This is a genomic window from Novosphingobium percolationis, assembly GCF_020179425.1.
Classification (GTDB): domain Bacteria; phylum Pseudomonadota; class Alphaproteobacteria; order Sphingomonadales; family Sphingomonadaceae; genus Novosphingobium; species Novosphingobium percolationis.
This window is the reverse complement of record NZ_JAILYM010000002.1, coordinates 77,564-102,400: the sequence shown is the minus strand read 5'-3', so window position 1 is coordinate 102,400 and position 24,837 is coordinate 77,564. Positions and strand designations below refer to the sequence as shown.

Below are 24,837 nucleotides of genomic sequence, written 5' to 3'. Positions count from 1 at the left end.
AGCCGCGGGTCCGCTTCAGGGTAAGACATTGTTCCGACATGGGATCACGATTCCTCGCTGGCTGGGTCTGCCCAGACCGATCAGGAACGCATCCTCTTCCTGCCGCGCAGAAAACCGGCTGCGCGCGGAAATGTCCAGCCACTTGTTACGTATAATTACTTGCGCAATCGCGCCCCCCAGCGTCTCGCCGGGGCCGAGCAGGATCAGCCGGTCAGGCGCAAACTCCTTGAGCGCGACCGTGATGGCGACGGTGAAGTCGTAAGGCCGCAGGATCTGGTGGCTGAAAGTGTAATCCCACAAGGCCGCCGGATCGGTCGAGGCACGCCGCCACACCGCGCCGCGCCCGTCGATCAGCGGAATATCGGGCTGCCCGAACCACGCTTGCGGCAAGCTGGCGCGGGCTGCAGCCGCGCTTTGCGCCATCAGCGGCGTGTGGAAGGGCCCGTGCCCCGGCAAGCGCAGCGGCGGGCGACCTAACGGGGGCAGAGCGGCCTCGAAAGCGCCCAGAGCGGCACCCGGCCCCGCGACAACCAGCATTCCGCCGAGCCGGATTGAAGGCAGCACCCCATGCGCCGCCATCAGGGCTTCGACGCGGGCCTCCAGCGCGGGATCGACGCGCCAGTCCTCGTCCGCCAGCACCAGTACGCTCTGCCCGCCTTCGTCGTGGCCTTGCGAATTGACGCCCATCGCATCGGCGATGCGGAAGCCCTGCTCCGCCCCCACCGCCCCGGCGCAGGCAAGCGCGGTGTACCAGCCCATCGAATTGCCGGTGACGGCAACCACCTCGAACCGCTCGCGGTCGAGGCTCAGGAAATCGAGGTACGCGCAGGCGTGGATCAACGGCGCCGCCACGTCGCCCTTCACGTGCGCGGGCGTGAATTTGGCCGCCCCGTCGAGCACCTTCAGCGCGTCCTTGCCACCCTCCCTGCGAATCGCATCGAAGCGTTCGAGCAGCGGATGCCCGGCGTGGTGGCGCGCCAGATAGCCCAGCTCGGGCGCATTGTAGGTGCCGCGACCGGGACAGACGACAACGACGCGTTCGCGCTTACCCACGGATCATCTCCAGCGCCTTGACCACGATCATGTCGCGGCTCGGCAGGGTATAGGTCGCCGCACGCGCCAGCGGGATGAAGCTGTCGGTGGCCGCAAGGCGCGCAGCGGGCGTGCCCGGCTGCTTTTCTGCGAACAGCGCCATCAGCGCCTCGCTCTGCGAGCCGGTGATGCGGCATTCGTCCACGATCAGCACCTTGTCGCAAGGCGAGGTGGTGGCGAGCAAGGCCTCCTCGGGCAGCGGCGCGAGCCAGCGCAGGTCGATCACCCGCGCCGCCACGCCTTGCGCGGCCAGCAACTGCTGCGCCTGCAACGACAGGAAGGTGCCATTGCCATAAGTCACGATGGCAAGATCGGTGCCATCGCCATGCACCGCCGGCTCGCCGATGCGCACGACATGCTCGCCCGGCGGCGGGTACAGCCCGGTCATCAGCCCGTCGCCCTCGGCATGAAGGTCGCGCGTCATGTAGAGCGCGATGGGTTCGACGAACACGACCACGCGCTGTTCCTCGTGCGCCAGCCGCACGCATTCGCGCAGCATGGCCACGGCATCGCGCCCGTTCGACGGCACCGCGAGGATCACGCCGGGAATGTCGCGGAAGACGGCCAGGCTGTTGTCGTTGTGGAAGTGCCCGCCGAAGCCCTTCTGGTAAGGCAGCCCCGCGATGCGCAGCACCATCGGGTTGGTGAACTGCCCGTTGGAAAAGAACGGCAGCGTCGCTGCTTCGCCCCGGATCTGGTCCTCGGCGTTGTGGACATAGGCAAGGAACTGCACTTCAGGCAGCGGCAGCAGGTTGTTGTGCGCAGCGCCGATAGCAAGGCCCAGGATCGCCTGTTCATCGAGCAGCGTGTTGATCACGCGGGCCGAGCCGAAACGCTGGTGCAGCTTCTGCGTGCAGGCATAGACGCCGCCCTTGGGGCCCACGTCCTCGCCGCAGACGATCGCGTTGGGATATTGCAGCAGCACGTCGGCCAGCGCCCACGAGATGAGCTTGGCCATGTGCTGAGGCTTGGCCAACGCCGCAGCCTCGTCGGCGAACAGCGCCTCGCGCGCAGGCGCAGGAGCCAGCGGGCGGTCTCCGCCTGCGCGTGCGGGCGGCACGATGCTGGCCATGACCTCGCCCGCGTCCTTCAGCTTGGGGCGGCGGATCGCCTGTTCCACCGACGCCGCGAGCGCGGCCTCGATCGCGTCGTACTCGGCGCGGATCTCGGCGGCGGTCATCACGCCTTCCTCGATCAACAGCGCCGCGCTCGCCAGCAGCGGATCGCGCGCTTCGTCGGCGGCGATGCGGTCCTTGGGCAGGTAGGCCAGCTGCATGTCGTTGCCCGCATGGCCGTAGAGCCGCACGGTCTTGAGGTGCAGGAACACCGGCTTGCGCCTGCCCCTCGCGAAGTCCACCGCCTCGCGCGCGGCGGCAAAGGCATCGGCCAGATCGCAGCCGTCCGCGGCGATGTAATGCAGGCCCGCCCGGTTCGACCAGTTGGCCTCGATCCAGCCCGGCGGCGTGCTGGTCGAAATGCCGATGCCGTTGTCCTCGCACACGAACACGATGGGCATCGGCGTGTTCTGGAACGCGGCCCACGCAGCGGTGTTGAGCGCGCCGACGGCGGTCGAATGGTTGGCGCTGGCATCGCCGAACGAACAGATCACCACGCCGTCCTGCGCCAGCACGGTGTCGGTCCAGCCCATCCGCCGCGCGATGCCGATCGAAAAGGCCGCGCCCACCGCCTTGGGCAGGTGGCTGGCGATAGTGCTGGTCTGCGGCGGGATCATCAGCCGCTTTGATCCCAGCACCTTGTGCCGCCCGCCCGAGATCGGATCCTCCGCGCTGGCGGTAAAGGACAGCAGCATGTCCCAGCCCGGCGTTTCACCCGGCACGCGGGCCGCACGGTGGATCTGGAAGGCAGCATCGCGGTAGTGCAGGAAAGCGATGTCGTCGACGCGCGACGCTTCTGCCAGCACCGCGTTGCCTTCGTGGCCCGATGATCCGATCGTGTAGAAGCCCTCTCCCCGCGCTTGCAGCTTGCGGCTGAGGCGATCGAGCTGGCGGCTGGTCATCTGCGAATGGAGCAGCGCAGCGGCCCGCGTGGCATCCAGCCCCGCTTCGGCAAGGCCAAGGTTGGAGCGGCGGCGCAAGCTGCCGCTCTCCAGGGCGCCGAGGAACTTGAGGTGGACCTGTTCAGCGGCATCCATCAGCGCGATCCGGTTTCATTGGCAATCATGCTGCACGCTTAGCGCAGCATGATTGCCCCGTCACGCCGTCAGATGATCGCCCTCAAAGACCCCAGTCGGTTTCGGCAAGCCGCCCCATCGCGGGATCGTCGGTGAAGAAGCCGTCGATTCCGGCATTGAGGAACAGCCGCAGGTGGTCGACCATGCCACGCTGGTTGCGCTCGTTCTCGTCGCCTCGCCGCAAGTTCGGCGGCAGGAACGGATTTTCGGGGCGAAACGTATAGCAGGCGACCAGCAGCTGCGCGCGGTGCGCATCGGCTAGGAAGGCGCTGCGCAAGGGGCGGCGGCCCTCTTCCAGCATCGCATAGATCCTGTCCTTGGGCGGGCAGACCCAGTCGGCATAGTCGGCCACCACGAAGAAGCCCTTCGGCGTCGCCATGTCGCCATAGGTCAGCTTGCCCCGGGCGGCCACGACATCCGCCGGGCGCTTGGCATCCTCGTCGTAGAGCTGCATCAGCTGCACATTGCCTTCCTGTCCGATTTCGGCGCGCAGGCGCCTCAGGCAGGCGGTCTCGAACGACTGCACGATCAACGGCGCGTCCTGGAGGTACGGCAGGCGCTTGTAGGCGGCGAGGAACAGGCCCTCCATGTCGAAGCCCTGCGCGGCGAAATAGGTCGAATGCTTGATCTCGGGGATAAGGCCCACCTCGCGCTTGGCCTTGATGCCCTCGGCCTGCACGAAAGCGACGATCTCGTCGAACGTCACGATCTCCAGCTTGCCGTCGAAGCTCTGGCTCTCGGGCCGCAGCGCGCCCAGCCGCTCCTTGGCGCGCAGCGTCTTCAGCTCGGCCAGCGTGAAGTCCTCGGTGAACCAGCCCTGCTGGCTCTCGCCGTCGATCTGCTTGACCTTGCGGCGGTCGGCAAATTCCGGGTGGTCGGCGACATTGGTGGTCTCGGCGATGTTCGGCTCGTGCCGGGCCACCAGCACGCCGTCCTTCGTCGGCACGAGGTCCGGCTCGACGTAGTCGGCGCCGTCGGCGATCGCGCGGGCATAGGATTCGAGCGTGTGCTCCGGGCGCAGCGCGCAGGCGCCGCGATGGCCGAACACCAGCGCCTGCGGCGGCGTCGGCTGCATCACGCGCGGGCGGCGCTGCGGCGCGGCCATGCCGCACAGCGCGAAGGCGGCGGTGCCGGCCAGAATCTCACGACGGGAAACGGTTAAGGTCATGGCGATTCCTCTTCATTGCGAAGAGGCCGCTATGACGCGCGCGCGACAGGCGCGTGACAACCAGCCGCTCAATCGCCATCCCGTTCGCCATAGCGCCGCGCCAGCGCCGCGCAGGCCATCAGCTGCACCTGGTGGAAGATCATCACCGGCAGGATTGCCGCGCCCGCCACGGCAGCGGGGAAGATGATCTTGGCCATCGGCGCGCCGCTCGCCAGCGACTTCTTGGAACCCACGAACACGATCGCGATCTCCTCTGCCGTGCCATAGCCCAGCGCGCGCGCGATCAGCGTCGTCAGCCCCAGCACCGCCACCAGCAGCAGCAGGCACAAGCCGAGCAGCAGCGCCAGTTGCAGCGGCGCGACCTTGTGCCACAGCCCTTCGACCACGGCGGCCGCGAACGAGGCATAGACCGCCAGCACGATCGTGCCGCGATCGGTGAAGGTCAGCAGCTTGCGGTTGCGCTCCGCCCATGCGCCCAGCAGCGGCCGCAGCAGGTGCCCGGCCACGAACGGCAACAGCAGCTCGCTCGCGATCTTGCCCAGTTGCGAGGCCGAGACCCCGCCTTGCGTTCCCAGCAGCGCGCTCGCCAGGAACGGCGTGATCAGCACGCCCGCCAGGTTCGAGAATGCCGCCGCGCAGACCGCAATCGCCACGTTGCCCCGCGCGATCGAGGTGAACGCGATCGAGGACTGCACCGTCGATGGCAGCGCGCACAGGTAAAGCATCCCCGTCCACAGCGCGGGCGGCAGCGCCCCCGGCATGGCCCGGTGCAGGCCCACGCCCAGCAGCGGGAACATCACGAAAGTGCAGGCCATGATGACAAGGTGGATCTTCCAGTCGGTCGCCGCCGTCACCAGCGTCTCGCGCTTCAACCGCACGCCGTGGAGAAAGAACAGCAGCGCGATCGCGCCGGTCGTGACGATATCGACCGCCGTGGCGGCCACGCCGGTTGCGGGCAGCACGCTCGCCACCGCGACCGTAGCGAAGATGATGAGCAGGAACGGATCGATCTTCACAGCAGGCTCACCACCTCAACCGTCGGCAGCGTCGCCGCGCCCGGTTGTTCGCGCCAGTGGCGCATGTTGAGCACGCCGCCATCGGCGCGCAAGGTCGCAACCAGCGTCGGATCGATCTCGGCATGGACCCAGCCCGGCTGGCCCTCCTCGCCCAGCGCCAGCACGCCATCCTCGGGCATCCCCCAGTCGCCGCCACGCACGCGATCGGGCGGACCATAGACCGCTGCTGCGCCGCGGTTGACGTCGACCGCAGGCGACCACGCCGCCTCGCCCACGGTGGGCGAATGAACGACGTAGGCCTGGCTTTCCAAAGAGCGCGCCTGCGCACCGATCCGCACGCGCCAATAGCCGTGCAGGGAATCGGTGCAGCTTGGCACCAGCAGCACTTCGGCCCCCGCCTCCACCGCCGCGCGGGCGAGCAGGGGAAATTCGCTATCGTAGCAGATCAGCACCGCGAGGCGCCCCAGCGCAGTGTCGAACAGGCGCAAGGCGTCGCCGCCGCTGATGCGCCATTGCTCGCGTTCGAAGCGGGTCATGATGAGCTTGTCCTGCGTGCCGCATTTGCCATTGGGCGCAAACAGTCGCGCGGCATTGCGCGCCTTGCCATCGGCATCGCGGCGCGGCGCGCTGGCGGCAAGGATGTGGACGCCGTGGCGCGCGGCCAGCGCGGCATGGAGCGCATCGACGCGCGGCAGCAGCGCCGAAACGCTCTCGATAGACCCTGCCAGATCACCCATCGTCGCAGGATCGAGCGAGGCGAGTTCCATCGCGCCATATTCGGGGAACACCAGCAGCGACGCCCCGCCCTCGACCGCCAGCGCGACCCAGCCTGTCAGCTTGGCCTCGTAGGCGTCCCAGCTCTCCAGCTGGTCGATCGGATATTGCGCAGCGGCGACGTTCCACGTGAGGCCGGTCATGGTGCGCTCCAGTCGCGCAGCCAATACTGCATCGGTTTCCCGCTCTCTTCCGCCTGACCATGCTCCTTCCACGCCAGTTGGGTGACCAGGCCGGGGACCGGCGCATAGCCGCGCTTCGTCCAGAACGCATCGAGCGGGGTGTAGCCCGCAGGCCGCGCGGGATGGTCCGCGGGCCGGATCACGGCGGCAAAGCACGCCGCATCGGCGCCGCAGGCGCGCGCCTGCGCCTCGCGGTGGTCGAAGAAGGCGTGGCCGATGCCGTAGCCCCGGTATTCGGGCAGCAGCACGCTTTCGCCGAAATAGAACAACCGGTCGGTATCGAGGCCACGCGCCTCGAACGGCGCGCGAAAGGCCGCCTTCTGGTGGCCCATGGGCGCGGCGGTGGCAGCGCCGACCACGCGCGCGCCATCGAACGCGGCAACCAGCACCGCGTCCTTCGCCTGCGCATAGTCGGTCAGGTACTCGGCCTCGTAAGCCGCATCGCCATCGTAGAGATAGGGGAACGCGGCAAAGACCGTGATGCGCAAGGCGGCAAGGTCGTCCAGCGCGGCGGCGATTTCCGCGCCGGTCAGCGCCCGGACGACGATCCCGCTCACGCGCCCATGACCTGCGCTTCCCAGTCGGCGAGGTTGTAGTACATCGTCAGCCGGCTGATCTTCCCGTCCTCAACGGCCAGGAACGCGCCCGCCGGCAGGACATAGGTCTGCCCGTTCGCCTCCGGCAGCCCCTCATCGGTGGCAAGATACCGGCCATGGACCACGAACTCGGCCGCCGCACGCGTGCCATCGTCGCTGGCCATCAGCACGATGTCGTCCAGCCGCTCCTGGTAGCAGCGTTCCATGTGGGCGAGAAATTCGGCGAACGCAGCCTTGCCGATCACGCGCTGGCCCTGGTTGATGTCGTGCGCGACGTCGTCTGCCAGGCAGTCGAGCATGGCCTGCCACTGCCCCGCGTTGAACGCGGCATAGTAGCGGTTCAGCAGGTCGATGGTGTCTGCGCGGGGCATCGGACAAGCCCTCCCTTGTCGTCGCCCTGGCCGGAGCGTGGAAACCGCCGCCAGCGACGACGGCGCCCCTTGCCCCGATCAGGCGTCCGCGATCATCGCGGTGAAGCTGCACTCGGTAGCGATCTTGTCGCCGAGCATGGCGCGCCCGGCGAACTTGCAGACGCGCGCACGCTTCTGGGTGAATTCGACGTGGAGGTCGAGCAGGCAGCCCGGCAGCACCGGGGTGCGGAACTTGGCTTCCTCGATCGCCATGAAATAGACAAGCTTGCCCGACCCTGCGAGGCCGAGACTTTCGACCGCGAGGACGCCGGCGGCCTGCGCCAGCGCCTCGATCTGCAGCACGCCCGGCATGATCGGACGGCCGGGGAAATGCCCTTGGAAGAACTGCTCGTTCATCGAGACCGCCTTGATCGCGTGGATGCGCTGATCCAGCACGAGTTCGACGACACGATCGACTAGCAACAGGGGATAGCGGTGCGGAAGCGCCGCCATCACCTTGGTCACGTCATAATCGAGCGGCGCCGCAGCGCCCGTTTCTTCGGCCATGCCCCCGGATGCCCTGACTTAGCGGCCCGAAGGCTGCTTCTTGTTGTTGGCCGGAGCGGCAGCGGCGGGCGCGGCAGCCGGTGCGGCACCAGCTGCGGCTGCCTGCTGGGCCTGCGCTTCGCGCTGCGCGCGCGGCAGCCAGCCGACGGGCGGCACCAGCTGCGCCGACGGGATCTGCGTGTTCAGCTCGGCCAGGATGTCCTGGTTGAGGTTGTAGACCTGGTCAGCCTTGATGATGCTCTGCGAATCGAGCACGACGGTGACCTTCTTCTTGGTCATCGCGGCCTGCGTGGCATCGTCCAGCTTGTCGCCGATCTGTTCAAGCACATACTGCTGCGACAGGTTGAGCGGGGCGAGGATCTGCTCGATTTCCTGCTGGCCAGCCTGCTGGATCTGCTGGATCTGCTCGTATTGTGCCTGAAGCGCGGCGCGGTTCGGCGCAGCAGCCTTCGAATCGGCCTCCAGCTTGGTGATCAGCGGCTTGAGCTGCGCTTCGATCTGCGACTTGCGCGTGTTGGCCTGGTCGATCTGCGCCTTGTAGGTGACGGGGCGCTGGCTCTGCGCGGTCTTGTAGGCGTTCGAGGCAGCAACCACGGCCGGCGGGTTGGCGACGGCGATGCCACCGACGACGGTGCCACCGGGGGTCGACTGCGCCATAGCGGCAGGAGCGGCCGAAACGAGAAGGCCCGCGATCAGGGCCGAAGCAATGCGGAGTTTCATCAGAACTGAGTTCCCACGTTGAAAGTGAAGGCCTGCGGGTCGTCGCCGTCGACCTTGGAAAGCACCTTGGCGAAATCGATGCGGAACGGCCCGAACGGCGAGTTCCAGTTGACGCCGACACCGACCGAAACGCGCGGCTTGGCCGAATTGCCGACATAGCTCTCGGCGAACTTGCGCGAGACGCTGTAGCCGGTAGGGACGGTGTAGTTGATCCAGTTGCCCGCGTTGTTCGGGTCCGGCGTGACCGAGACATACTTGGAATCGCCGGTCGTCGAGTTGACGATCTGCAGCACCAGCGGATTTACGTCCGGCTTCTTCACGCTGAACACCGCGCCCGCGTCGACGAAGATCGACGGACGCAGGCCCAATTCACGCGCGCCCGAACCCAGCGGGATCTCCAGCTCGGCATGCGCCAGGTAGTAGTAACGCCCACCGATGGCGTCGTCCTGCCAGTCGTTGCGGTTGGTGCTGGTGGTGCCGCCCGTGCCGTCGGCATTCAGACCGGTGTAGAACTTGCGCAGCACGCGCGGGCCCACGCCGCGGATGTCGAAACCGCGCAGCTGCGGCTGGCCGAGGAAGAAACGGTCGGTCAGGCGCACGCCATCGACCTCGTTGCCCGCTTCGTCATAGCGCTTGGCGAGCGGCTGGATCGCCCCGCCTTCGCCGCGCAGCGAGAACACGAAGCCCTTGCCAAGCGCGAAGTACTTCGAAGCGTTCGCGGTGATGCGCGCATACTTCACCGAACCGCCAAGGCCGGCGAAATCGGTGCCTACCACGACCTGCGAACCACGCGTCGGCCGCATCCGGTTGTCGAGTGTATCGTAGATCAGCGACGCGCCCAGGATCGAGCTGGTGCGCTTGCCGATGGCGTCGCACAGGTAGAAGCCCCCCTTGAACGGATCGCAGCGACCGTCCGAGTAGTAGAGCGTCTTGTCGAGCGTCACGTCGTCGAAGTTGAGCGTGTAGCGCCCCACCAGCGACATGTACTCGGTCAGCGCCACGCCGACGCGTGCCTGGAAGCCGGTGGTGGCCTGGCGATAGGTCGTGTTGCGGCTGGAGTTGTAGTAGTTGAAGCTGTTGTAGTCACGGCGGTACACGTCGATGCCGAACGAGACATTGCGGTCGAACAGGTACGGCTCGGTGAAGCTCAGCTGGACCGAACGCGAATAGCGCGAATAGTCGAGGCTGGCGCCCACCGTCTGGCCACGACCGCGGAAGTTGTTCTGCTGGATCGAAGCCTGGAAGATGAAGCTTTCAAGGCTGGAGAAGCCCGCCGAGAGCTGGAGCTGCCCGGTCGGCTTTTCCTCGACGTTGGCTTCCAGCACGATGCGGTCGGGCGCCGAACCCTGCTTCTGCTCGATCTCGAACTTCTCCTGGAAGTAGCCGAGCGACTTGATGCGGTTGGACGAACGCTTGATCTGGAACGAATTGAACGCATCGCCTTCGGCCAGGCGGAATTCGCGGCGAATGACCTTATCCTGCGTCAGCGTGTTGCCGTTCACGTCGACCCGCTCGACATAGACGCGCGGGGCGTCCGCGATGCGGAAGTCGACCGACATCGTCAGGTCGTCCTTGTTCCGCTGGAAGTCGGGCCGAACGTCGGCGAAGGCGTAGCCGAAGGTGCCGGCCGTTTCGGTCAGGCTGTCGACCGTGTCCTCGACCAGCTTGGCGTTGTACCAGTCACCCTTGTGCAGCGGCAGGCGCTTGGCCAGCACCGTGCCATCGAAGTCGCGCAGCTGGCTTTCCACCTTCACGTCGCCGAACTTGTAGCGCTGGCCTTCCTCGACCACGTAGGTGATGATGAAGTCACGCTTGTCGGGCGTCAGTTCTGCCACCGACGACACCACGCGGAAATCGGCATAGCCCTTGGTCAGGTAGAACTGGCGCAGCTTCTGCTGGTCGAAGGCGAGGCGATCGGGATCGTAGCTCGTCCCGCTCGAGAACATGCGGAAGAAGCGCGACTGCTTGGTCACCATCTCGCCGCGCAGCTGGCTGTCGCTGAACTTCTCGTTGCCGATGATGTTGATCTGGCGGACCTTGGACTTGGGCCCTTCCTGGATCTCGAACACGATGTCGACGCGGTTCTGGTCGAGCATCACCATCTTGGGCTCGACCGAGGCCGCAAACCGCCCCTGCCGCTTGTACAGCTCGATGATGCGGGCAACGTCGGCGCGCACCTTCGACCGGGTGAAGATCTGGCGCGCGGTCAGCTTGATTTCGGGGAGGATCTTGTCCTCCTTCAAGCGCTTGTTGCCTTCGAGGATGATGCGGTTGACGACCGGGTTTTCCTTGACCGTGATCGTGATCGCGCCGTTGTCGTTCTTCAGCTGCGCATCGGCGAACAGTTCGGTCGCATAGAGGTCCTTGAGGACCTGGTCGCCGGCGGCCTGGGTATAGGGATCGCCCGTGCGCAGGCGGATGTACGACAGGATCGTATCTGCTTCGAGCCGCTGCGCACCTTCGACCGTGATCGAGCGCACCACCTGGACCGGCGACGCTGGATCGACCGCCGGGGCAGCCGGCGCGGGCGCCGCAGCTTCGGTCGGGATCGGCACGGCCTTGCCCGGCTTCACCTTCGACGCCGCAAGCGCGGCGGACGGTGCCGCGACCAGCGCACTCGTCGCCAGCAGAGCCATCGTCACGGCAGAGAAACGCTTCATGGCGGGGTTGGTCCGGGCCACGTCAAATCCAGTCATCACCAAGCGCCATCCCGTATCATCGTGCGGCCGATCCACCGGGGTCTGGTCCCTGCCATCCAGCCCGGCAATCCGGCAATCGCAGCCCTGTGCCCGATGCAGCCCCGCCAATCAAGCGAGCAAGCCGACCGGAGCCCGATTAGCCCCGCAATATTGTGAAAAAATCCGTCCCGCCTTGCATGACGGCGACGGCCTGACCTTCCCAACGGGCAAGGCCCGCCTACCCTCCGAAAAACTTCAAGGACGCCACGTCGTTCAACGTCACGAACAACATCAGCCCGAGCACCAGCGCAAGCCCCGTGCGGAAGGCCCATTCCTGGCCGCGCTGGCTTACCGGCCGACGACGCACCGCCTCGGCCGCATAGAGCGCGAGGTGACCGCCATCGAGCACCGGGATTGGCAAGAGGTTGATGAACCCCAAGTTAATCGAGATCATCGCGATGAAGAACACGAACGGCTCCCAGCCGGAGGCCAGCTGCTCGCCCGAATACTTGGCGATCTTGATCGGCCCGCCCAGCTCCTTCACCTCGCGCTTGCCGGTGACGATCTGGCCGATGCCGGTCACCATCATGCCGATGATGTCGCGCGTCTGGCCCAGCGCCGAGGCGACCGCTCCGACGGGGCCGACGGCGACACGCTCGATGTTGGCGGGCCCGATGCCCAGGAAGCCAATGCGCTGCTCGTTGCCGAAGCGGTCGCGCAGGACCTTGGACCCGGCGCTCACCGGCAGGTTGATGCGCTCGCCACCGCGCTCGATCACCATGTCGAGCGGCTCTGCCGGATGTTGCGAGACCTCCAGCCGAACGTCGAGAAAGCTGTCCACCGCCCCGCCGCGCAAGGACACCACGCGGTCACCAACCTTGATCCCGGCCTTGTCCGCAACGGAGCCCGCCTGGACCGCGCCGATCACCGGCGGCACCACCACCGTGCCATAGGCAAGGTTGAACCCTGCCAGGATCAGCACCGCCAGCGCCAGGTTGGTCACCGGCCCCGCCAGCACGATCAGCGCGCGCTGCCACAGGGGCTTGGCCTGAAAGGTCCTGTTGCGCTCCTCCGCTGGCAGCGCCAGCCATTCCGGGTCAGGCTTGCCCGCCGCGTTCATGTCGCCCGCGAACTGGACATAGCCGCCCAGCGGCAGCGCCGAGAGCTTCCAGCGCGTGCCGCGCTTATCGGTCCAGCCGCACAGTTCCTTCCCGAAGCCGATCGAGAAGCTTTCGGCTTTCACCCCGAACAGCCGCCCCGCCAGATAATGCCCCAGCTCGTGAATGAACACCAACGGCCCCAGCACCAGCACGAAGGCCAGCACGGTCAGCAGCAGGCCGGGCGAATGCAGCTCAGGCGTCAACGAACAGGCTCCATCGTTTCGCGCGCACGGATGCGGGCCTCAAGATCCACCGCGATGACCTCGTCGAGCGAGGCGGGCGGCGGAGGAAGCCCGCGCGACAGCACGGAATCGGCGCATTGCACGATTCGGGTGAACGCGATCTGACCATCGAGGAACGCGGCAACCGCAATCTCGTTCGCGGCGTTGAGCACGGCAGGCGCCGCCCCGCCCGCCACCGCCGCCTCACGCGCCAGGCGCGTGGCGGGAAAGCGCACTTCGTCGGGCTGGCGAAAGGTCAGTTCGCCAATCGCGGCAAGGTCCAGCGGCGCGCAGGGCGTGTTCATGCGCGCAGGGTAGGCCAGCGCCGAGGCGATGGGCACGCGCATGTCCGAAGGGCCGAGCTGCGCCAGCGTCGAACCGTCGCGATATTCGACCATCGAATGCACGATTGACTGCGGATGGACGATGATGCGCAGCCGCTCGACGCCCACCGGGAACAAGTGGAACGCCTCGATGAACTCCAGCCCCTTGTTCATCATCGTGGCCGAATCGACGCTGATCTTCGCGCCCATCGACCAGTTGGGATGCTTGACCGCCTCAGCCGGGGTGGCCGCCTGCAGCCGTTCGAGCGACCAGTCGCGGAACGGCCCGCCGCTCGCGGTCAGCGTGATCCAGCGGACATCGGCGATGCTGTTGCCCGACAGGCACTGGAAGATCGCGTTATGCTCGGAATCGACCGGCAGCAGCGTCGCGCCCGAGCGTGCGACGGCAGCGGTCATCACCTCGCCCGCCGAAACCAGCGCTTCCTTGTTGGCGAGCGCCACGGTACGGCCTTTCTCGATCGCGGCCATCGTCGGAGCCAGCCCCGCACAGCCCACGATCGCGGCGACGGTGACATCGGCGGGGCGCGTCGCAGCCTCCACCAGCGCCGCAGCACCGCCCGCCGCTTCGATCCCGCTTCCGGCCAGCGCCTCGCGCAATTCAGGCAGACAGCTTTCGTCCGCCACCACCGCCACGCTGGCGCCAAATTCCCGCGCCAGCGCGGTCAGCTCCTTCGCCTGGCAATTCGCGGTCAGCGCGACGACCTGCCAGTCGGCCCGGTTGCGCCGCACCAGATCGAGCGTCGACGCCCCGATCGAGCCGGTTGCCCCCAGCACCGAAATGCTGCGCGGGGCGGTCACGCGCCCATTGCCCACAACGTGCCGACGACGATCGCCACCGGCAGCAGCCCGTCGACGCGATCGAACAGCCCGCCGTGCCCCGGGATGAGGCGCGAGGAATCCTTCACCCCCGCCCGACGCTTGAGCCAGCTTTCATAGAAATCGCCCGCTTGCGCCACTACCGCCAGCCCCGCGCCCGCAAGTGCGGCAAACCCGACATTGGTAATGCGCAGCGCTTCACCAAGGCTCGGCCCGGTGGGGCCAATGGCCGAAACGAGATAGCCGCCCAACAGCGTCGCCAGCGCGGTCCAGCTGCCTGCCGCCGCCATGCCGCCGGCAAGGCCGGCCCAGGTCTTCGACGGGCTGATCGACGGCGCGATCTTCGGCCCGCCCAGCGCGCGCCCGGTGAAATAGGCCCCGGTATCGGTGCAGATGACAAGGCCCAGTATGCCGATCATCAGTCCCACCGGCATGACCATCAGCGCAAACGCTGCCCAGCCGACATAGATCGCCCCGGTCAGCACCGCCGCCGACATCTTCGCCGGATTGGGCGCAATCCGCGCGACCAGGCGCACGTATTCGCCAAACACCACCAGCCCGACCAGCGCGACGAACCCGTCGAGCACCAGCCCGCCGCGCCACAGCGCAAGGCCCGCCACGGCCAGCATGACCACCGCCGAAGCGGCGCGCACCGGCAGGTCGCTCTTCTTCGGCGCTACCGGCGCGATCGGCTCAGCGTCCGCCAAAGCGACGCTCCCGCTGCGCGAACTCGGCCAGCGCCGAGGCAAGGTGTTCCGGGGTGAAATCGGGCCACAGCACGTCGAGGAAGCACATCTCGGCATAGGCCGCCTGCCACAGCAGGAAGTTCGACAGCCGCACTTCGCCCGAGGTGCGGATCAGCAGGTCGAGCGGCGGCATGTCCGCCGTGTCCAGCTCGGCGCCGATGCTCTCCACGCTCACCGCGCCCTTGGCCGCTGCCTTGGCCGCCGCGCGCGCGATCTCGTCCTGTGCGCCATAGTTGAGCGCGATGGCCAGCGTCGTGCCATCATTGTCCGCCGTGCGCGCCAGCGCCTTGTCGATCAGCTCGACGACGTCGGGCGCGAACGCAGAATGATCGCCAATGATCTTGAGCCGCACGTTGTTCGCCGCGAACTCGTCGAGATCGTCGACGATGAACCGCTTGAGCAGCCCCATCAGCGCGCCAATCTCGTCTTCGGGACGGCGCCAGTTCTCAGTCGAGAAGGCATAGAGCGTCAGTGCCTCCAGCCCCATTTCGCGCGCGGCGCGCACGGTGCGGCGCACCGCCTCCACCCCGCGCTGGTGCCCGAAGGCGCGCGGCATGTGCCGCTTCTTGGCCCAGCGGCCATTGCCGTCCATGATGATCGCGACGTGGCGCGCCCCATGGGCGTTCACGCCGCCAAGGCCCGTCGCCCGGTCGCAGCCGCTCTGGGTCTTCTGGGCCTTGAGGAAGCTCACTTGCCGAGGATTTCCTTTTCCTTCTCGGCCGCCGCTTCGTCCGCCGCCTTGATCTGCTCGTCGGTCAGCTTCTGCAGCTCGGTCTCGGCGCGCTTGCGGTCGTCCTCGGAAATTTCCTTCTTGTTCTCGTCGGTCTTGAGCGCGTCCATGCCGTCGCGGCGCACGTTGCGGATCGCGATGCGCGCCTTTTCGGCATACTGGCTGGCAAGCTTGGCCAGCTCCTTGCGGCGTTCCTCGGTCAGGTCGGGGATCGGCAGGCGCAGGTTGTTGCCATCGTTGATCGGGTTGAGGCCAAGGCCTGCCGAACGGATCGCCTTTTCCACCGGGCCGATGTTGGTACGGTCCCACACCTGCACCGAAAGCAGACGCGGCTCGGGCGCAGAAACGGTCGCCAGCTGGTTCAGCGGCATCCGCGAGCCATAGACCTCGACCGTGACCGGATCGAGCAGGCCGACGTTGGCGCGACCGGTGCGCAGGCCGGTCAGGTCTTGGCGAAGCGATTCGACCGCGCCCTTCATGCGGCGCTCGAGGTCGACCTTGTCGTACTTGGCCATGGATCAGGCTTCCTTCTGGACGATGGTCTGGGTGCCCTCGCCAGCGAGTACGCGGGCAAGGTTGCCCTGCTCGCGGATCGAGAACACGACGATGGGAATCTTGTTGTCGCGGCACAAGGCGACGGCGCTGGCGTCCATCACCTGAAGGTTGTCGGCCAGCACGGTGTCGTAATCCACCGTGTCATAGCGCTTGGCCGCCGGATCCTTCTTGGGATCGGCGTTGTAGACGCCATCAACACTGGTACCCTTGAGCAGCGCGTCGCACTTCATCTCGGCGGCACGCAGCGCGGCCCCTGAATCAGTGGTGAAATAGGGTGCGCCGACACCGGCGGCGAAGATCACGATGCGGCCCTTTTCCAGATGGCGCTCGGCGCGGCGGCGGATCACCGGCTCGCACACCTTGTCCATCTCGATCGCGGACTGCACGCGGGTGGGCACGCCCAGCCGTTCGAGCGCGCTCTGCATCGCCAGCGCGTTCATCACCGTGGCGAGCATGCCCATGTAGTCGGCCTGCGCGCGGTCCATGCCCTTGGCTGCTCCCGCCATGCCGCGAAAGATGTTGCCGCCACCGATGACGAGGCAGATTTCGAGGCCGCTGTCCTTGGCCGCCTTCACTTCACTGGCCAGCGCGGCGACGAAATCGGTATCGATGCCGAACTGCTGGTTGCCCATCAGCACCTCGCCCGAGAGCTTCAGGAGGATGCGCTTGAACGGGGGAAGGCTCATGGAAAAGGACCGATACCTGATGATATGAATGCCAAGGTGCGCGCGCGGCGGCCCTTATACGCGCAAGGGGGCGCGTGCCAAGGGCGCGGACGCAGCTTTTGTACGCCTGTACAGACGCGCTGATCCAGACGCGCCATCCAGACGTAACTGTCCCCGCGCAGGCCAGCCCATAAGGACCGCCCGCGCGGGGACAGAACAAGCGTTACGCTTACTTGATGCCGGCGGCAGCAGCCACTTCGGCGGCGAAGTCGCTCTCTTCCTTCTCGATGCCTTCACCGAGCTGGAAGCGGACATAGTCGACCAGCGTGATCTTCGTGCCGGCGGCCTTGCCGGCCTGCGCGACGACGTCGGCGATCGTGGTCTTGTTGTCCATCACGAACAGCTGGCTGAGCAGCGCGTTTTCCTTCGCGTACTTGGCCACGGCGCCGTCGACCATCTTGGCCTGGACTTCGGCGGGCTTGCCGCTCTCGGCCGCCTTCTCAGCAGCGATCTTGCGCTCGCGGGCGATCAGCTCGGCGTCGAGGTCATCGGCGTTCAGCGCCAGCGGGAAAGCGGCGGCGATGTGCATCGCGATCTGCTTGCCCAGCGCTTCGAGAACGTCAGCGGCCGCTTCGGATTCGAGCGCGACGAGCACGCCGATCTTGCCGAGGTTGGGGGCGGCGGCGTTGTGCATGTAGGGCACGACCACGCCGTTCGAGACCGAAACGTGCTTGATGCGACGCAGCTGCTGGTTCTCGCCGATGGTCGCGACGTTGTTGGTCAGCTTTTCCGAGACGGTGCCGCCATCGGGATAGGCTGCAGCCTTCAGCGCTTCCACGTCGGCCGCGCCGGTGTTCAGCGCGACTTCGGTCGACTTGCGCACGAAGTCCTGGAACTGGTCGTTCTTGGCAACGAAGTCGGTTTCCGAGTTGACTTCGACGGCCACGCCCTTGGTGCCCGAAACGGCCACGCCGACGAGGCCTTCAGCAGCGGTGCGGCTCGACTTCTTGGCGGCAGCAGCCAGGCCCTTGGCGCGCAGCGCGTCAACCGCGGCTTCGAAATCGCCGGCGGCTTCGTCGAGAGCCTTCTTGCAATCCATCATGCCGGCGCCGGTGCGCTCGCGCAGGTTCTTCACGTCAGCGGCGGTATAAGCCATCGCAGTGATCCTTTTTTGTCTTTGAAAACGGGTGGGGCCGCAGCACTTGCTGCGGCCCGTAATCCTGGTCCGGGTCAGTTCGGTGACGGATTGCTAGGCGCCATCCGTCACGCAGGAACCGATCAGGCTTCCGTGGCTTCTTCGGCCAGCGGCTCGTCCATGGCGCCAAGATCGGCACCCGAAGCGAGCATGGCGTCACGGCCACCCTTGGTCGCGGCAGCCGCAACGGCTTCGCAGTAGAGGCGGATGGCGCGGCTGGCGTCGTCGTTCGCCGGGATCGGGAACGCGATGCCGTCGGGCGAGACGTTCGAATCGAGGATCGCGACGACCGGGATACCCAGCACGTTGGCTTCCTTGATCGCCAGCTCTTCCTTGTTGGCGTCGATCACGAACATCACGTCCGGGATGCCGCCCATGTCGCGGATGCCGCCGAGCGACAGCTCGAACTTGTCACGCTCGCGGGTCAGCTGAAGGACTTCCTTCTTGGTCAGACCGGCGGTGTCGCCCGAAAGCTGCTCTTCCAGCGCCTTGAAGCGCTTGATCGAACCCGAAATGGTCTTCCAGTTGGTGAGCATGCCGCCCAGCCAGCGGTGGTTGACGTAGTGCTGGCCCGAAGCGCGCGCGGCCTGGGCGATCTGCTCCTGCGCCTGGCGCTTGGTGCCGACGAACAGCACCTTGCCACCGGCCTGGACCGTCGCCTGGATGAATTCGAGCGCACGCGCCATCAGCGGCACGGTCTGCGACAGGTCGAGGATGTGGATGCCGTTGCGCGCGCCGAAGATGTACGGCTTCATGCGCGGGTTCCAGCGGTGGGTCTGGTGGCCGAAGTGGGCACCGGCCTCGACGAGCTGGTTCATGGTGACGACGGGAGCCGCCATAGGTAATTCCTTTCCGGTTGTGCCTCCGGGAAACTGGAACGACCCGCGGAGGAACCCGCAGGAAGCACCGGCATGTGCGTTTCCCGTGTGGATTTGCCGTGCGTCATGACAGGGGCGGACATGCCCCGAGTCACCGCCCGACGGCGCGCCGCTTAACCGAATGGCCCTGCTAAATCCACCACTAATCCGCACTCGCCGCGCTCCACGCCGAATCGCAGACCTGCGCGCAACCGATTCGGGCGCAGGAATGGATCGCGCAGCCCGCGCCGAAGCGCCACCAGCGGCATCGAGAAGGACGCTGAGCGGCCACCGAAAAGCTACGATTTTTCAAAAGGATGTTCCAGCCTGCCGCACCTTCGGAGCGGAATATCGCAAAACCCGCTTGACGGGTGGGAACAAATAGGGAACAAATTTTCCGGTCAGCGAACGGAACGGAACACGCCCCGGTCGCAGGAGTTATCCACAGGCATTGCCTCCGTTGTCAAGCCATTGCGGCGCGGGGTCAAACCAGGGTTCGAAAGGCCGAAGGAAATGCTCGCACTTCTCGCTTCGCTCGCCATCGTCGGTTCCGGCATGGGCGCGATCGCCTCGATCGCGCTGACCGTGCGTGGTCAGAAGGGCGCGCTTGGCCGCCTGCTGGCCGAAGCCCGCTCGCTCGAACGCGATCGCGTATTCCTGGTGCATATGACCGGCATGGCGCCGTCCGCCTCGCCCATCAGCTTCGCCCGCCTGCGCCGCACGCCGCAACGCGCGGTGCGCAGGATCAAGGAGCGCTCGACGCAGTCGCAGCGCGCTGCCGCCTGACCCGCGCATATCGGGAAAGCCCATAGGGCACGAGCGCGAGATAGACGACGCAGATCGCCGAGAGTGTGAGCCACGGCTCGGTCAGCAAGGCGGCGATCACCAGACCCACCAGCGCAATCACTTCCAGCCGGATGGAGCGGCGCGGGCGCATCGCACCCCAGCCCAGCGTCGCCATGTTGGAAATCATCATGAACGCGATCAGCGCGGCCCATGCAGCCACCGCGATCGGCTGGCGGAACTCCTCACGACCGCTCGCGATCCACAGGTAGAGCGGCAGGAAGGCAAGCCCTGCTCCCACCGGCGCGGGCACACCCGTGAGGAAACCTGCGTTCTTGTGCGGCTGCTCGGCCATGTCGATGCGTGCGTTGAAGCGCGCCAGCCGCAGCGCGCAGCACACCGCCAGCGCCAGCGCGGCAAACCAGCCGAAGCGTGGCACTTCCTGCAAGGACCACAAGTAGAGGATCAGCGCGGGGGCAACGCCGAAGGAAATGGCGTCGGACAGGCTGTCGAGCTCGGCGCCGAAACGCGATTGCGCTTTCATCAGCCGCGCCACGCGGCCATCGATGCCGTCGAGCATGCCCGCCAGGATCACCGCCAGCACCGCGCTGCGAAAATCGCCGCCGATGGCAAAGCGGATGCCCGTCAGCCCGCAGCACAGCGCCGCAGACGTGATCGCGTTGGGCACCAGCGCGCGCAAGGTGAGACCGCGCGGCAGGCGCTGGCGACCGAAATCGTCGCCGTCCGGCTCACCCTGCGGCGCGAGGCTCACTGGCTGACGCCCTCGAGCAGCGGGGCCTGTCCGATTTCCGCGAGAATGGTCTCGCCCGCAACGGTGCGCTGGCCGATCATCACGGTCGGCTCGGTGCCTTCGGGCAGGTAGACGTCGACGCGGCTGCCGAAGCGGATCAGGCCCACGCGCTGCCCTGCGGCCACGATGTCACCAGACTTTACGAAAGGCACGATGCGCCGGGCCACCAGGCCCGCGATCTGGGTAAAGCCGATCTGCACGCCATCTCCACGCTCGACCAGGAAGTGCTGGCGCTCGTTCTCCTCGCTCGCCTTGTCGAGATCCGCGTTGAGGAACTTGCCGGGAATGTAGACCACGCGGCGGATCGTGCCGCCGATGGGCGTGCGGTTGATATGGACATCGAACACCGACATGAAGATCGAGACGCGCGTCACCGGCGCCTCGCCCATGCCCTTCACGCCGCTGCCGTCGTCGGCGGACAGTTCGCGCGGGGGCGGCACCTTCTGGATCAGCGTGATCAGGCCGTCCGCGGGCGCGACCACGAAGCGGTCGTCGCGCGGCGTGACGCGCACCGGATCGCGGAAGAAGGCAAGGATGCCGATGGTCAGCACGCCGATTGGCCAGGCCAGCGTTTCCCACGCCATGAAGGCGCAGAGTGCCGAAACCGCAGCGGCGATCAGCGCAAACTTGCGTCCTTCGGGGTGGATCGAGGGCCAGCTCCAGCCTGCGCTGCCGCGGCCCCGGTTGTCGAAAATATCTCCGGGCATCGGCCCCATCTAGGCGCTCTGCCACACCGCGACAAGCGCGGCCCGCCGTTTGCCCCCGATCAGCCTGCCGATACGCCGGAAGACACCGGCATGACTCGCGACAGGAAACCGATCACCGCCGCATTGAACAGGTCGTTGCGGTCGCCCGCTACCATGTGCCCGGCCTCGGTGATGTCGGCGACTTCCAGCGTCGGCACGCGCGCCCGCAAGTCCTCGACGCCTTCCTCCGTCACGATGTCGGACTTCATGCCCCGCACCAGCAGCGTCGGGATCCGCTTGCCCCAGTCGGAGGCGGCCAGCATGTCCGGAATCGTGTGATGATCGGGATCGCGCTGGATGAAGCGCGGATCCCAGTGCCAGCGAAAGCGCCCGTCTTCGCCCAGCCGCAGGTTCTTGCGCAGGCCGTCGAGCTTGGTCGGGCGCGGCCGGTCGGGGTAATAGGCCGAAATCGCGTCGGCAGCATCTTCCAGAGTGGCAAAGCCATCGGGATTGGCGGTCATGAAACCCACGATCCGCTCGACACCCTCGGGCGCGAGCTTGGCCACCACATCGACCAGCACGATCGCTGCCGGTTCCAGCCCATGGCTCGCCGCCGCCATCGCGGACATCCCGCCCAGCGACGCCCCGACGAAGGCATAGGGCCTGCCTGCCGCCTCGATGATGCAGCGCAGATCCTCGACCCGGCGCAGCAGCGAATAATCGCCACCCGGCTCCCAGTCGCTCTCGCCATGGCCCAAAAGATCGTAATTGAGGACATGGTAGCCCGCCGCTGCCAGCTCGTGCCCGGCCCGATCCCAGCTGTGCCGCGTCTGCCCGCCGCCATGGCCGAGCACCACCGTGGGCGCGCCCCTGGGCCCCAGTTCGTCCGCAGCGATGGCGATCCCCCCCGTTACCGGGATCCTTATCGTGTTCATAAGGGGAAAGGTGCCGCAGGCGAAGAGGGCGCGCAAGCAGATTTAAGCAGTCGATTAAGAACCTTGCGCGGACCAGCGTGTACGCGCCTCGCCCTTGAACAGCGTCCACGCCAGCACCAGCCGCGAACGCAGGTCGAGCGCGAGATGCCGCAAGGCCCAGCGCAGGAAGCGCAGCCGGTCGCGGCTGACGCCGTCATTGCGATGTTCGCCCGCGGCCTGCGCGCGGTTGCACATCGAATCGCGATGCATGCGATAGGACGACAGCACCTCTTCCAGCAGCCACACGTCCGCGCGTGCAAGGATCTTCATCAGCAGGGCGGTGTCCTCGTACATCCCGTCCCAGCTCGGCCCGCTGTCGCGTGCGGCGATGAACGCAGCGCGGCGATGCAAGGTGCTGCAGCACGCCGGGTGGCGGCTGTCGAAGCGGATCAGATCGCGCAGCAACGCGCGTCCATCGGTCCGTCCGGGCGCGAACGGGGCAAAGCTCGATGCCTCGTCCGAGCCGCCCAGCGCCGCGTCCCAGGCCCAGAACAGCGTGCAGGCAAAGACCGCCGCCACGCCTTCGCCCGCCGCGTCGAGCACCGCCGCCATGCGCGCCAGCGCCTCGCGGGCCAGCAGGTCGTCGTGATCGAGAAACAGCAGGTATTCGCCCCGCGCCGCGTCTGCGCCCAGCTTGCGCGAAGCGGCAAGCCCGTGGTTGGCGCCATCGGGATGGGCAAGGCAGCGAATGCGCGGATCGGTATCGGCGGCAGCGCGCGCCAGGGCCGGGCTCGAATCGCGCGACCCGTCGTCGACGAGCAGCAATTCCCAGTCGCGAAGGTCCTGCGCGCGCACGCTGCCGATCGCTTCTGCCAGAAAGTTCGCGCCGTTGAAGAAGCAGATGACGACGCTCACTCTGGGCGACACGACCGATCCCTTCCCGTCCACCGATCCTGCGGGCGATACCGCCTGCCCGCCACACGCGCAATCGCGCCTCTGGCGCGGGTGGTGCTCCGTCTGAGGAAAGGCTGGTGGTGGACAGGGCTAGATTCGAACTAGCGTACGCTTGCGCGGGCAGATTTACAGTCTGCTGCCTTTAACCACTCGGCCACCTGTCCACACCAGTGCTGCCGGTGCCGGGCTTCCCCCTTTTGCAAGGGCTGGTCCGTATTTTGACGCCCCGAAAGGCGCCGTCCGGCCGAGAGAGGCGCCCCTTTGGCGAAGCATCGCTTGCCTGTCAATGGGGCTGCTGGCACAGGGCGCGCGATATTTTCGCATTCCACAAAGAAGGTGCCCGCCATGCCCCCGCACAACCGAGACCAAGCCGCAAAGCCCTCCCGCGCACTGCGCGGTCGCGCGGGTCGCATGCAGGGCGGGCGCGGCTCTGGCCGGAGCAGCACCGGCACGGTGCGGCTGTGGGGCCGCCATGCCGTCGAAGCCGCGCTGACCAACCCGAATCGCAGCGCCAAGAAGCTGTGGGGCACGCGCGAGGCGATCCAGGAAATGCTCGACGCCCACGATGCCGAACTGCCCAGCTCGCTGCCGGTCGAATATGCCCAAGCCGCCGATCTTGGCCGCCTTGTGGCGCGCGATGCGCCGCATCAGGGGCTGGTGCTGGAATGCTCGCCGCTGGATGACGTGGCGCTCGACGATGTGCTGGACCAGGGCGATGGCCGCACGCTGGTGATTCTCGACCAGGTGACCGATCCGCACAACGTCGGCGCCATCCTGCGCAGCTGCGCCGCGTTCGACGTCGCCGCGGTCATCACGCAGGATCGCCATGCCCCGCCCGAATCGGGCACACTGGCCAAGGCGGCGTCGGGCGCGCTCGAAGTGGTGCCGTGGGTGCGCGTGGTGAACCTTTCGCGCGCGCTCGAATCGATTTCCGAGGCGGGTTACTGGCGCATCGGCCTCGATGGCGACGGCAAGGCGGTGTTCCCGTCTGCGCTTCCGACGGGCCCGGTGGCGCTCGTGCTCGGCGCCGAAGGGGAAGGGCTGCGTCACAATGTCGCGCAGCATTGCGATTCGATCGCACGCCTGCCGATTGCTTCTGCCATCGAAAGCCTCAATGTATCGAACGCGGCCGCCATCGCGCTCTATGCGGTGGCGACCCGCGCCGAGGGCAAGGACTGACGCCTCGTCCCCCGGCAGTTGCAGGGGGCAAGGCCATGACGATCACCCGTAGCCATCGCGCCGCCACGCTGGTCATCGCACTCGCCCTTCTGGTGGCGGGCTGCATGCTGGTGCCCGGCCGCTTCGCCAGCCAGCTCGACGTGCGGCGCGATGGCACCTTCGCCTTCGAATACCGGGGCGAGATCGTCCTCGCACCGCTCGCCCAGCCCTCTCCCCCGAGCGAGGACGAAGCCGCGTTCGAACCGTCGCCCTGCACCGACGAGGCGGGCGACACGCGCCCCTGCTCGGCCAACGAGATCGACGCACAGCGCCAGACGTGGGAAGCCGAGCGCGCCGAGCGCAAGGCGAACAAGGACAAGCAGGACGCCCAGTCGCGCAAGGCGATGCAGGGCCTGCTCGGCGGCATCGATCCGGGCGACCCTCGCGCCGCGCAGGAATTCGCAGACCGGCTCGCGCGGCAGGAGGGCTGGAGCTCTGTCGTATCCAAGGGCCACGGCGTATTCGAGGTGGTCTATGCCGCCAAGGGTCGGCTCGACCATGATTTCAGCTTCCCGACGATCGAGCGCCTGCCGATGGTCGTGCCGTTCGTCACCGTGATCCGCCGCAACGACGGCACGGTGCGGATCGAAGCCCCGGCCTTCTCCCCTTCGTCGGCCAATCCGGCGATTCCCGGCCTCGGCGATGCCAACAAGGATCAGGCCAGTGCCGCGCTGCTCGACGGTACCTTCGCGCTGACCACCGATGCCGCGGTGCTCGCCAACAACACCGACGAAGGCCCGGCCGCGGTGCCGAGCGGGGGCCAGCGCCTCTCTTGGCAGGTCAACGCCCGCACCCAGGACGCGCCCACCGCGCTGCTGCGCCTGCACGACTGAGCCGCGATTTTTCGC

General features: G+C 67.0%; 25 protein-coding genes and 1 tRNA gene. 3 read left to right on the top strand and 23 right to left on the bottom strand.

Features of this window, described 5'->3' with window-relative positions:
- Positions 1-15 precede the first annotated feature (15 nt).
- The 18 genes from K3A84_RS04960 to rpsB all read right to left on the bottom strand — a co-directional run bounded on the left by K3A84_RS04960 (position 16) and on the right by rpsB (position 18,605).
- Positions 16-1,053, bottom strand: a complete 1,038-nt coding sequence (locus tag K3A84_RS04960) for an ACP S-malonyltransferase (protein WP_225008225.1) — start codon at positions 1,051-1,053, stop codon at positions 16-18.
- Entirely contained in the window at positions 1,046-3,244 is a 2,199-nt protein-coding gene (locus K3A84_RS04955) for a thiamine pyrophosphate-dependent enzyme (RefSeq protein ID WP_225008224.1), read from the bottom strand. Before K3A84_RS04955 ends, K3A84_RS04960 begins: the two co-directional genes overlap by 8 nt.
- Positions 3,245-3,326: 82 nt before the next feature.
- Positions 3,327-4,451, bottom strand: a complete 1,125-nt coding sequence (locus tag K3A84_RS04950) for a glycerophosphodiester phosphodiesterase family protein (RefSeq protein ID WP_225008223.1) — start codon at positions 4,449-4,451, stop codon at positions 3,327-3,329.
- 68 nt (positions 4,452-4,519) lie between these two features.
- A complete protein-coding gene (locus K3A84_RS04945) occupies positions 4,520-5,467 on the bottom strand; it encodes a bile acid:sodium symporter family protein (protein ID WP_225008222.1) in 948 nt (315 codons plus the stop codon).
- Positions 5,464-6,384 carry a carbon-nitrogen hydrolase family protein gene (locus K3A84_RS04940; protein ID WP_225008221.1) on the bottom strand — a complete coding sequence of 307 codons (921 nt, stop codon included), beginning with the start codon at positions 6,382-6,384 and terminating at the stop codon, positions 5,464-5,466. Before K3A84_RS04940 ends, K3A84_RS04945 begins: the two co-directional genes overlap by 4 nt.
- Positions 6,381-6,980, bottom strand: a complete 600-nt coding sequence (locus K3A84_RS04935; protein WP_225008220.1) for a GNAT family N-acetyltransferase — start codon at positions 6,978-6,980, stop codon at positions 6,381-6,383. Before K3A84_RS04935 ends, K3A84_RS04940 begins: the two co-directional genes overlap by 4 nt.
- Positions 6,977-7,390 (bottom strand): ketosteroid isomerase-related protein, encoded by a 414-nt coding sequence (locus tag K3A84_RS04930; RefSeq protein WP_225008219.1) that lies wholly within the window; start codon positions 7,388-7,390, stop codon positions 6,977-6,979. Before K3A84_RS04930 ends, K3A84_RS04935 begins: the two co-directional genes overlap by 4 nt.
- A gap of 78 nt (positions 7,391-7,468) precedes the next feature.
- Complete coding sequence (gene fabZ / locus K3A84_RS04925; protein ID WP_225008218.1) at positions 7,469-7,936, bottom strand: 3-hydroxyacyl-ACP dehydratase FabZ; 468 nt, start codon at positions 7,934-7,936, stop codon at positions 7,469-7,471.
- An 18-nt stretch (positions 7,937-7,954) separates the two neighbouring features.
- Positions 7,955-8,656: an OmpH family outer membrane protein gene (locus K3A84_RS04920; protein WP_225008217.1), complete on the bottom strand. Its 702-nt coding sequence runs from the start codon at positions 8,654-8,656 to the stop codon at positions 7,955-7,957.
- On the bottom strand, positions 8,656-11,316 hold the full coding sequence (gene bamA / locus K3A84_RS04915; RefSeq protein WP_225008216.1) for an outer membrane protein assembly factor BamA: 2,661 nt from the start codon (positions 11,314-11,316) through the stop codon (positions 8,656-8,658). The genes K3A84_RS04920 and bamA overlap by 1 nt, the downstream gene beginning before the upstream one ends.
- A 256-nt stretch (positions 11,317-11,572) precedes the next feature.
- Positions 11,573-12,697 (bottom strand): RIP metalloprotease RseP, encoded by a 1,125-nt coding sequence (gene rseP / locus K3A84_RS04910; RefSeq protein ID WP_225008215.1) that lies wholly within the window; start codon positions 12,695-12,697, stop codon positions 11,573-11,575.
- The gene (gene dxr / locus K3A84_RS04905) at positions 12,694-13,857 is read right to left on the bottom strand and encodes a 1-deoxy-D-xylulose-5-phosphate reductoisomerase (protein WP_225008214.1); all 1,164 of its coding nucleotides are present in this window, start codon (positions 13,855-13,857) and stop codon (positions 12,694-12,696) included. The genes rseP and dxr overlap by 4 nt, the downstream gene beginning before the upstream one ends.
- Complete coding sequence (locus K3A84_RS04900; RefSeq protein WP_225008213.1) at positions 13,854-14,582, bottom strand: phosphatidate cytidylyltransferase; 729 nt, start codon at positions 14,580-14,582, stop codon at positions 13,854-13,856. The genes dxr and K3A84_RS04900 overlap by 4 nt, the downstream gene beginning before the upstream one ends.
- Positions 14,569-15,213, bottom strand: coding sequence for a polyprenyl diphosphate synthase (gene uppS, locus K3A84_RS04895; RefSeq protein ID WP_263626164.1), 645 nt, complete (start codon positions 15,211-15,213; stop codon positions 14,569-14,571). Before uppS ends, K3A84_RS04900 begins: the two co-directional genes overlap by 14 nt.
- Positions 15,214-15,308: 95 nt before the next feature.
- Complete coding sequence (frr, locus tag K3A84_RS04890) at positions 15,309-15,866, bottom strand: ribosome recycling factor (RefSeq protein ID WP_225008211.1); 558 nt, start codon at positions 15,864-15,866, stop codon at positions 15,309-15,311.
- 3 nt (positions 15,867-15,869) lie between these two features.
- The gene (gene pyrH, locus K3A84_RS04885) at positions 15,870-16,592 is read right to left on the bottom strand and encodes a UMP kinase (RefSeq protein WP_225008210.1); all 723 of its coding nucleotides are present in this window, start codon (positions 16,590-16,592) and stop codon (positions 15,870-15,872) included.
- A gap of 208 nt (positions 16,593-16,800) precedes the next feature.
- Positions 16,801-17,727, bottom strand: coding sequence for a translation elongation factor Ts (gene tsf / locus K3A84_RS04880; RefSeq protein ID WP_225008209.1), 927 nt, complete (start codon positions 17,725-17,727; stop codon positions 16,801-16,803).
- A 122-nt stretch (positions 17,728-17,849) separates the two neighbouring features.
- On the bottom strand, positions 17,850-18,605 hold the full coding sequence (gene rpsB, locus K3A84_RS04875) for a 30S ribosomal protein S2 (protein WP_225008208.1): 756 nt from the start codon (positions 18,603-18,605) through the stop codon (positions 17,850-17,852).
- A 531-nt stretch (positions 18,606-19,136) separates the two neighbouring features.
- Between rpsB and K3A84_RS04870 the strand changes: the two genes are divergently transcribed.
- Positions 19,137-19,409 (top strand): hypothetical protein, encoded by a 273-nt coding sequence (locus K3A84_RS04870; protein WP_225008207.1) that lies wholly within the window; start codon positions 19,137-19,139, stop codon positions 19,407-19,409.
- Here K3A84_RS04870 and K3A84_RS04865 read toward each other — a convergent pair.
- From K3A84_RS04865 to K3A84_RS04845, 5 genes are all read right to left on the bottom strand, one after another.
- Positions 19,369-20,178 carry a CDP-alcohol phosphatidyltransferase family protein gene (locus tag K3A84_RS04865; protein ID WP_225008206.1) on the bottom strand — a complete coding sequence of 270 codons (810 nt, stop codon included), beginning with the start codon at positions 20,176-20,178 and terminating at the stop codon, positions 19,369-19,371. The genes K3A84_RS04870 and K3A84_RS04865 overlap by 41 nt on opposite strands.
- Entirely contained in the window at positions 20,175-20,924 is a 750-nt protein-coding gene (locus K3A84_RS04860) for a phosphatidylserine decarboxylase (protein WP_225008205.1), read from the bottom strand. Before K3A84_RS04860 ends, K3A84_RS04865 begins: the two co-directional genes overlap by 4 nt.
- Positions 20,925-20,983: 59 nt before the next feature.
- Entirely contained in the window at positions 20,984-21,838 is an 855-nt protein-coding gene (locus tag K3A84_RS04855; RefSeq protein WP_225008204.1) for an alpha/beta fold hydrolase, read from the bottom strand.
- Between the two features lie 54 nt (positions 21,839-21,892).
- Positions 21,893-22,744, bottom strand: a complete 852-nt coding sequence (locus tag K3A84_RS04850; RefSeq protein ID WP_225008203.1) for a glycosyltransferase family 2 protein — start codon at positions 22,742-22,744, stop codon at positions 21,893-21,895.
- 105 nt (positions 22,745-22,849) lie between these two features.
- Positions 22,850-22,935 (bottom strand) — tRNA-Tyr (locus K3A84_RS04845).
- 181 nt (positions 22,936-23,116) lie between these two features.
- Here K3A84_RS04845 and rlmB point away from each other — a divergent pair.
- Entirely contained in the window at positions 23,117-23,950 is an 834-nt protein-coding gene (rlmB, locus tag K3A84_RS04840; RefSeq protein WP_225008202.1) for a 23S rRNA (guanosine(2251)-2'-O)-methyltransferase RlmB, read from the top strand.
- 35 nt (positions 23,951-23,985) lie between these two features.
- On the top strand, positions 23,986-24,822 hold the full coding sequence (locus K3A84_RS04835) for a hypothetical protein (RefSeq protein WP_225008201.1): 837 nt from the start codon (positions 23,986-23,988) through the stop codon (positions 24,820-24,822).
- Positions 24,823-24,837: the final 15 nt, after the last annotated feature.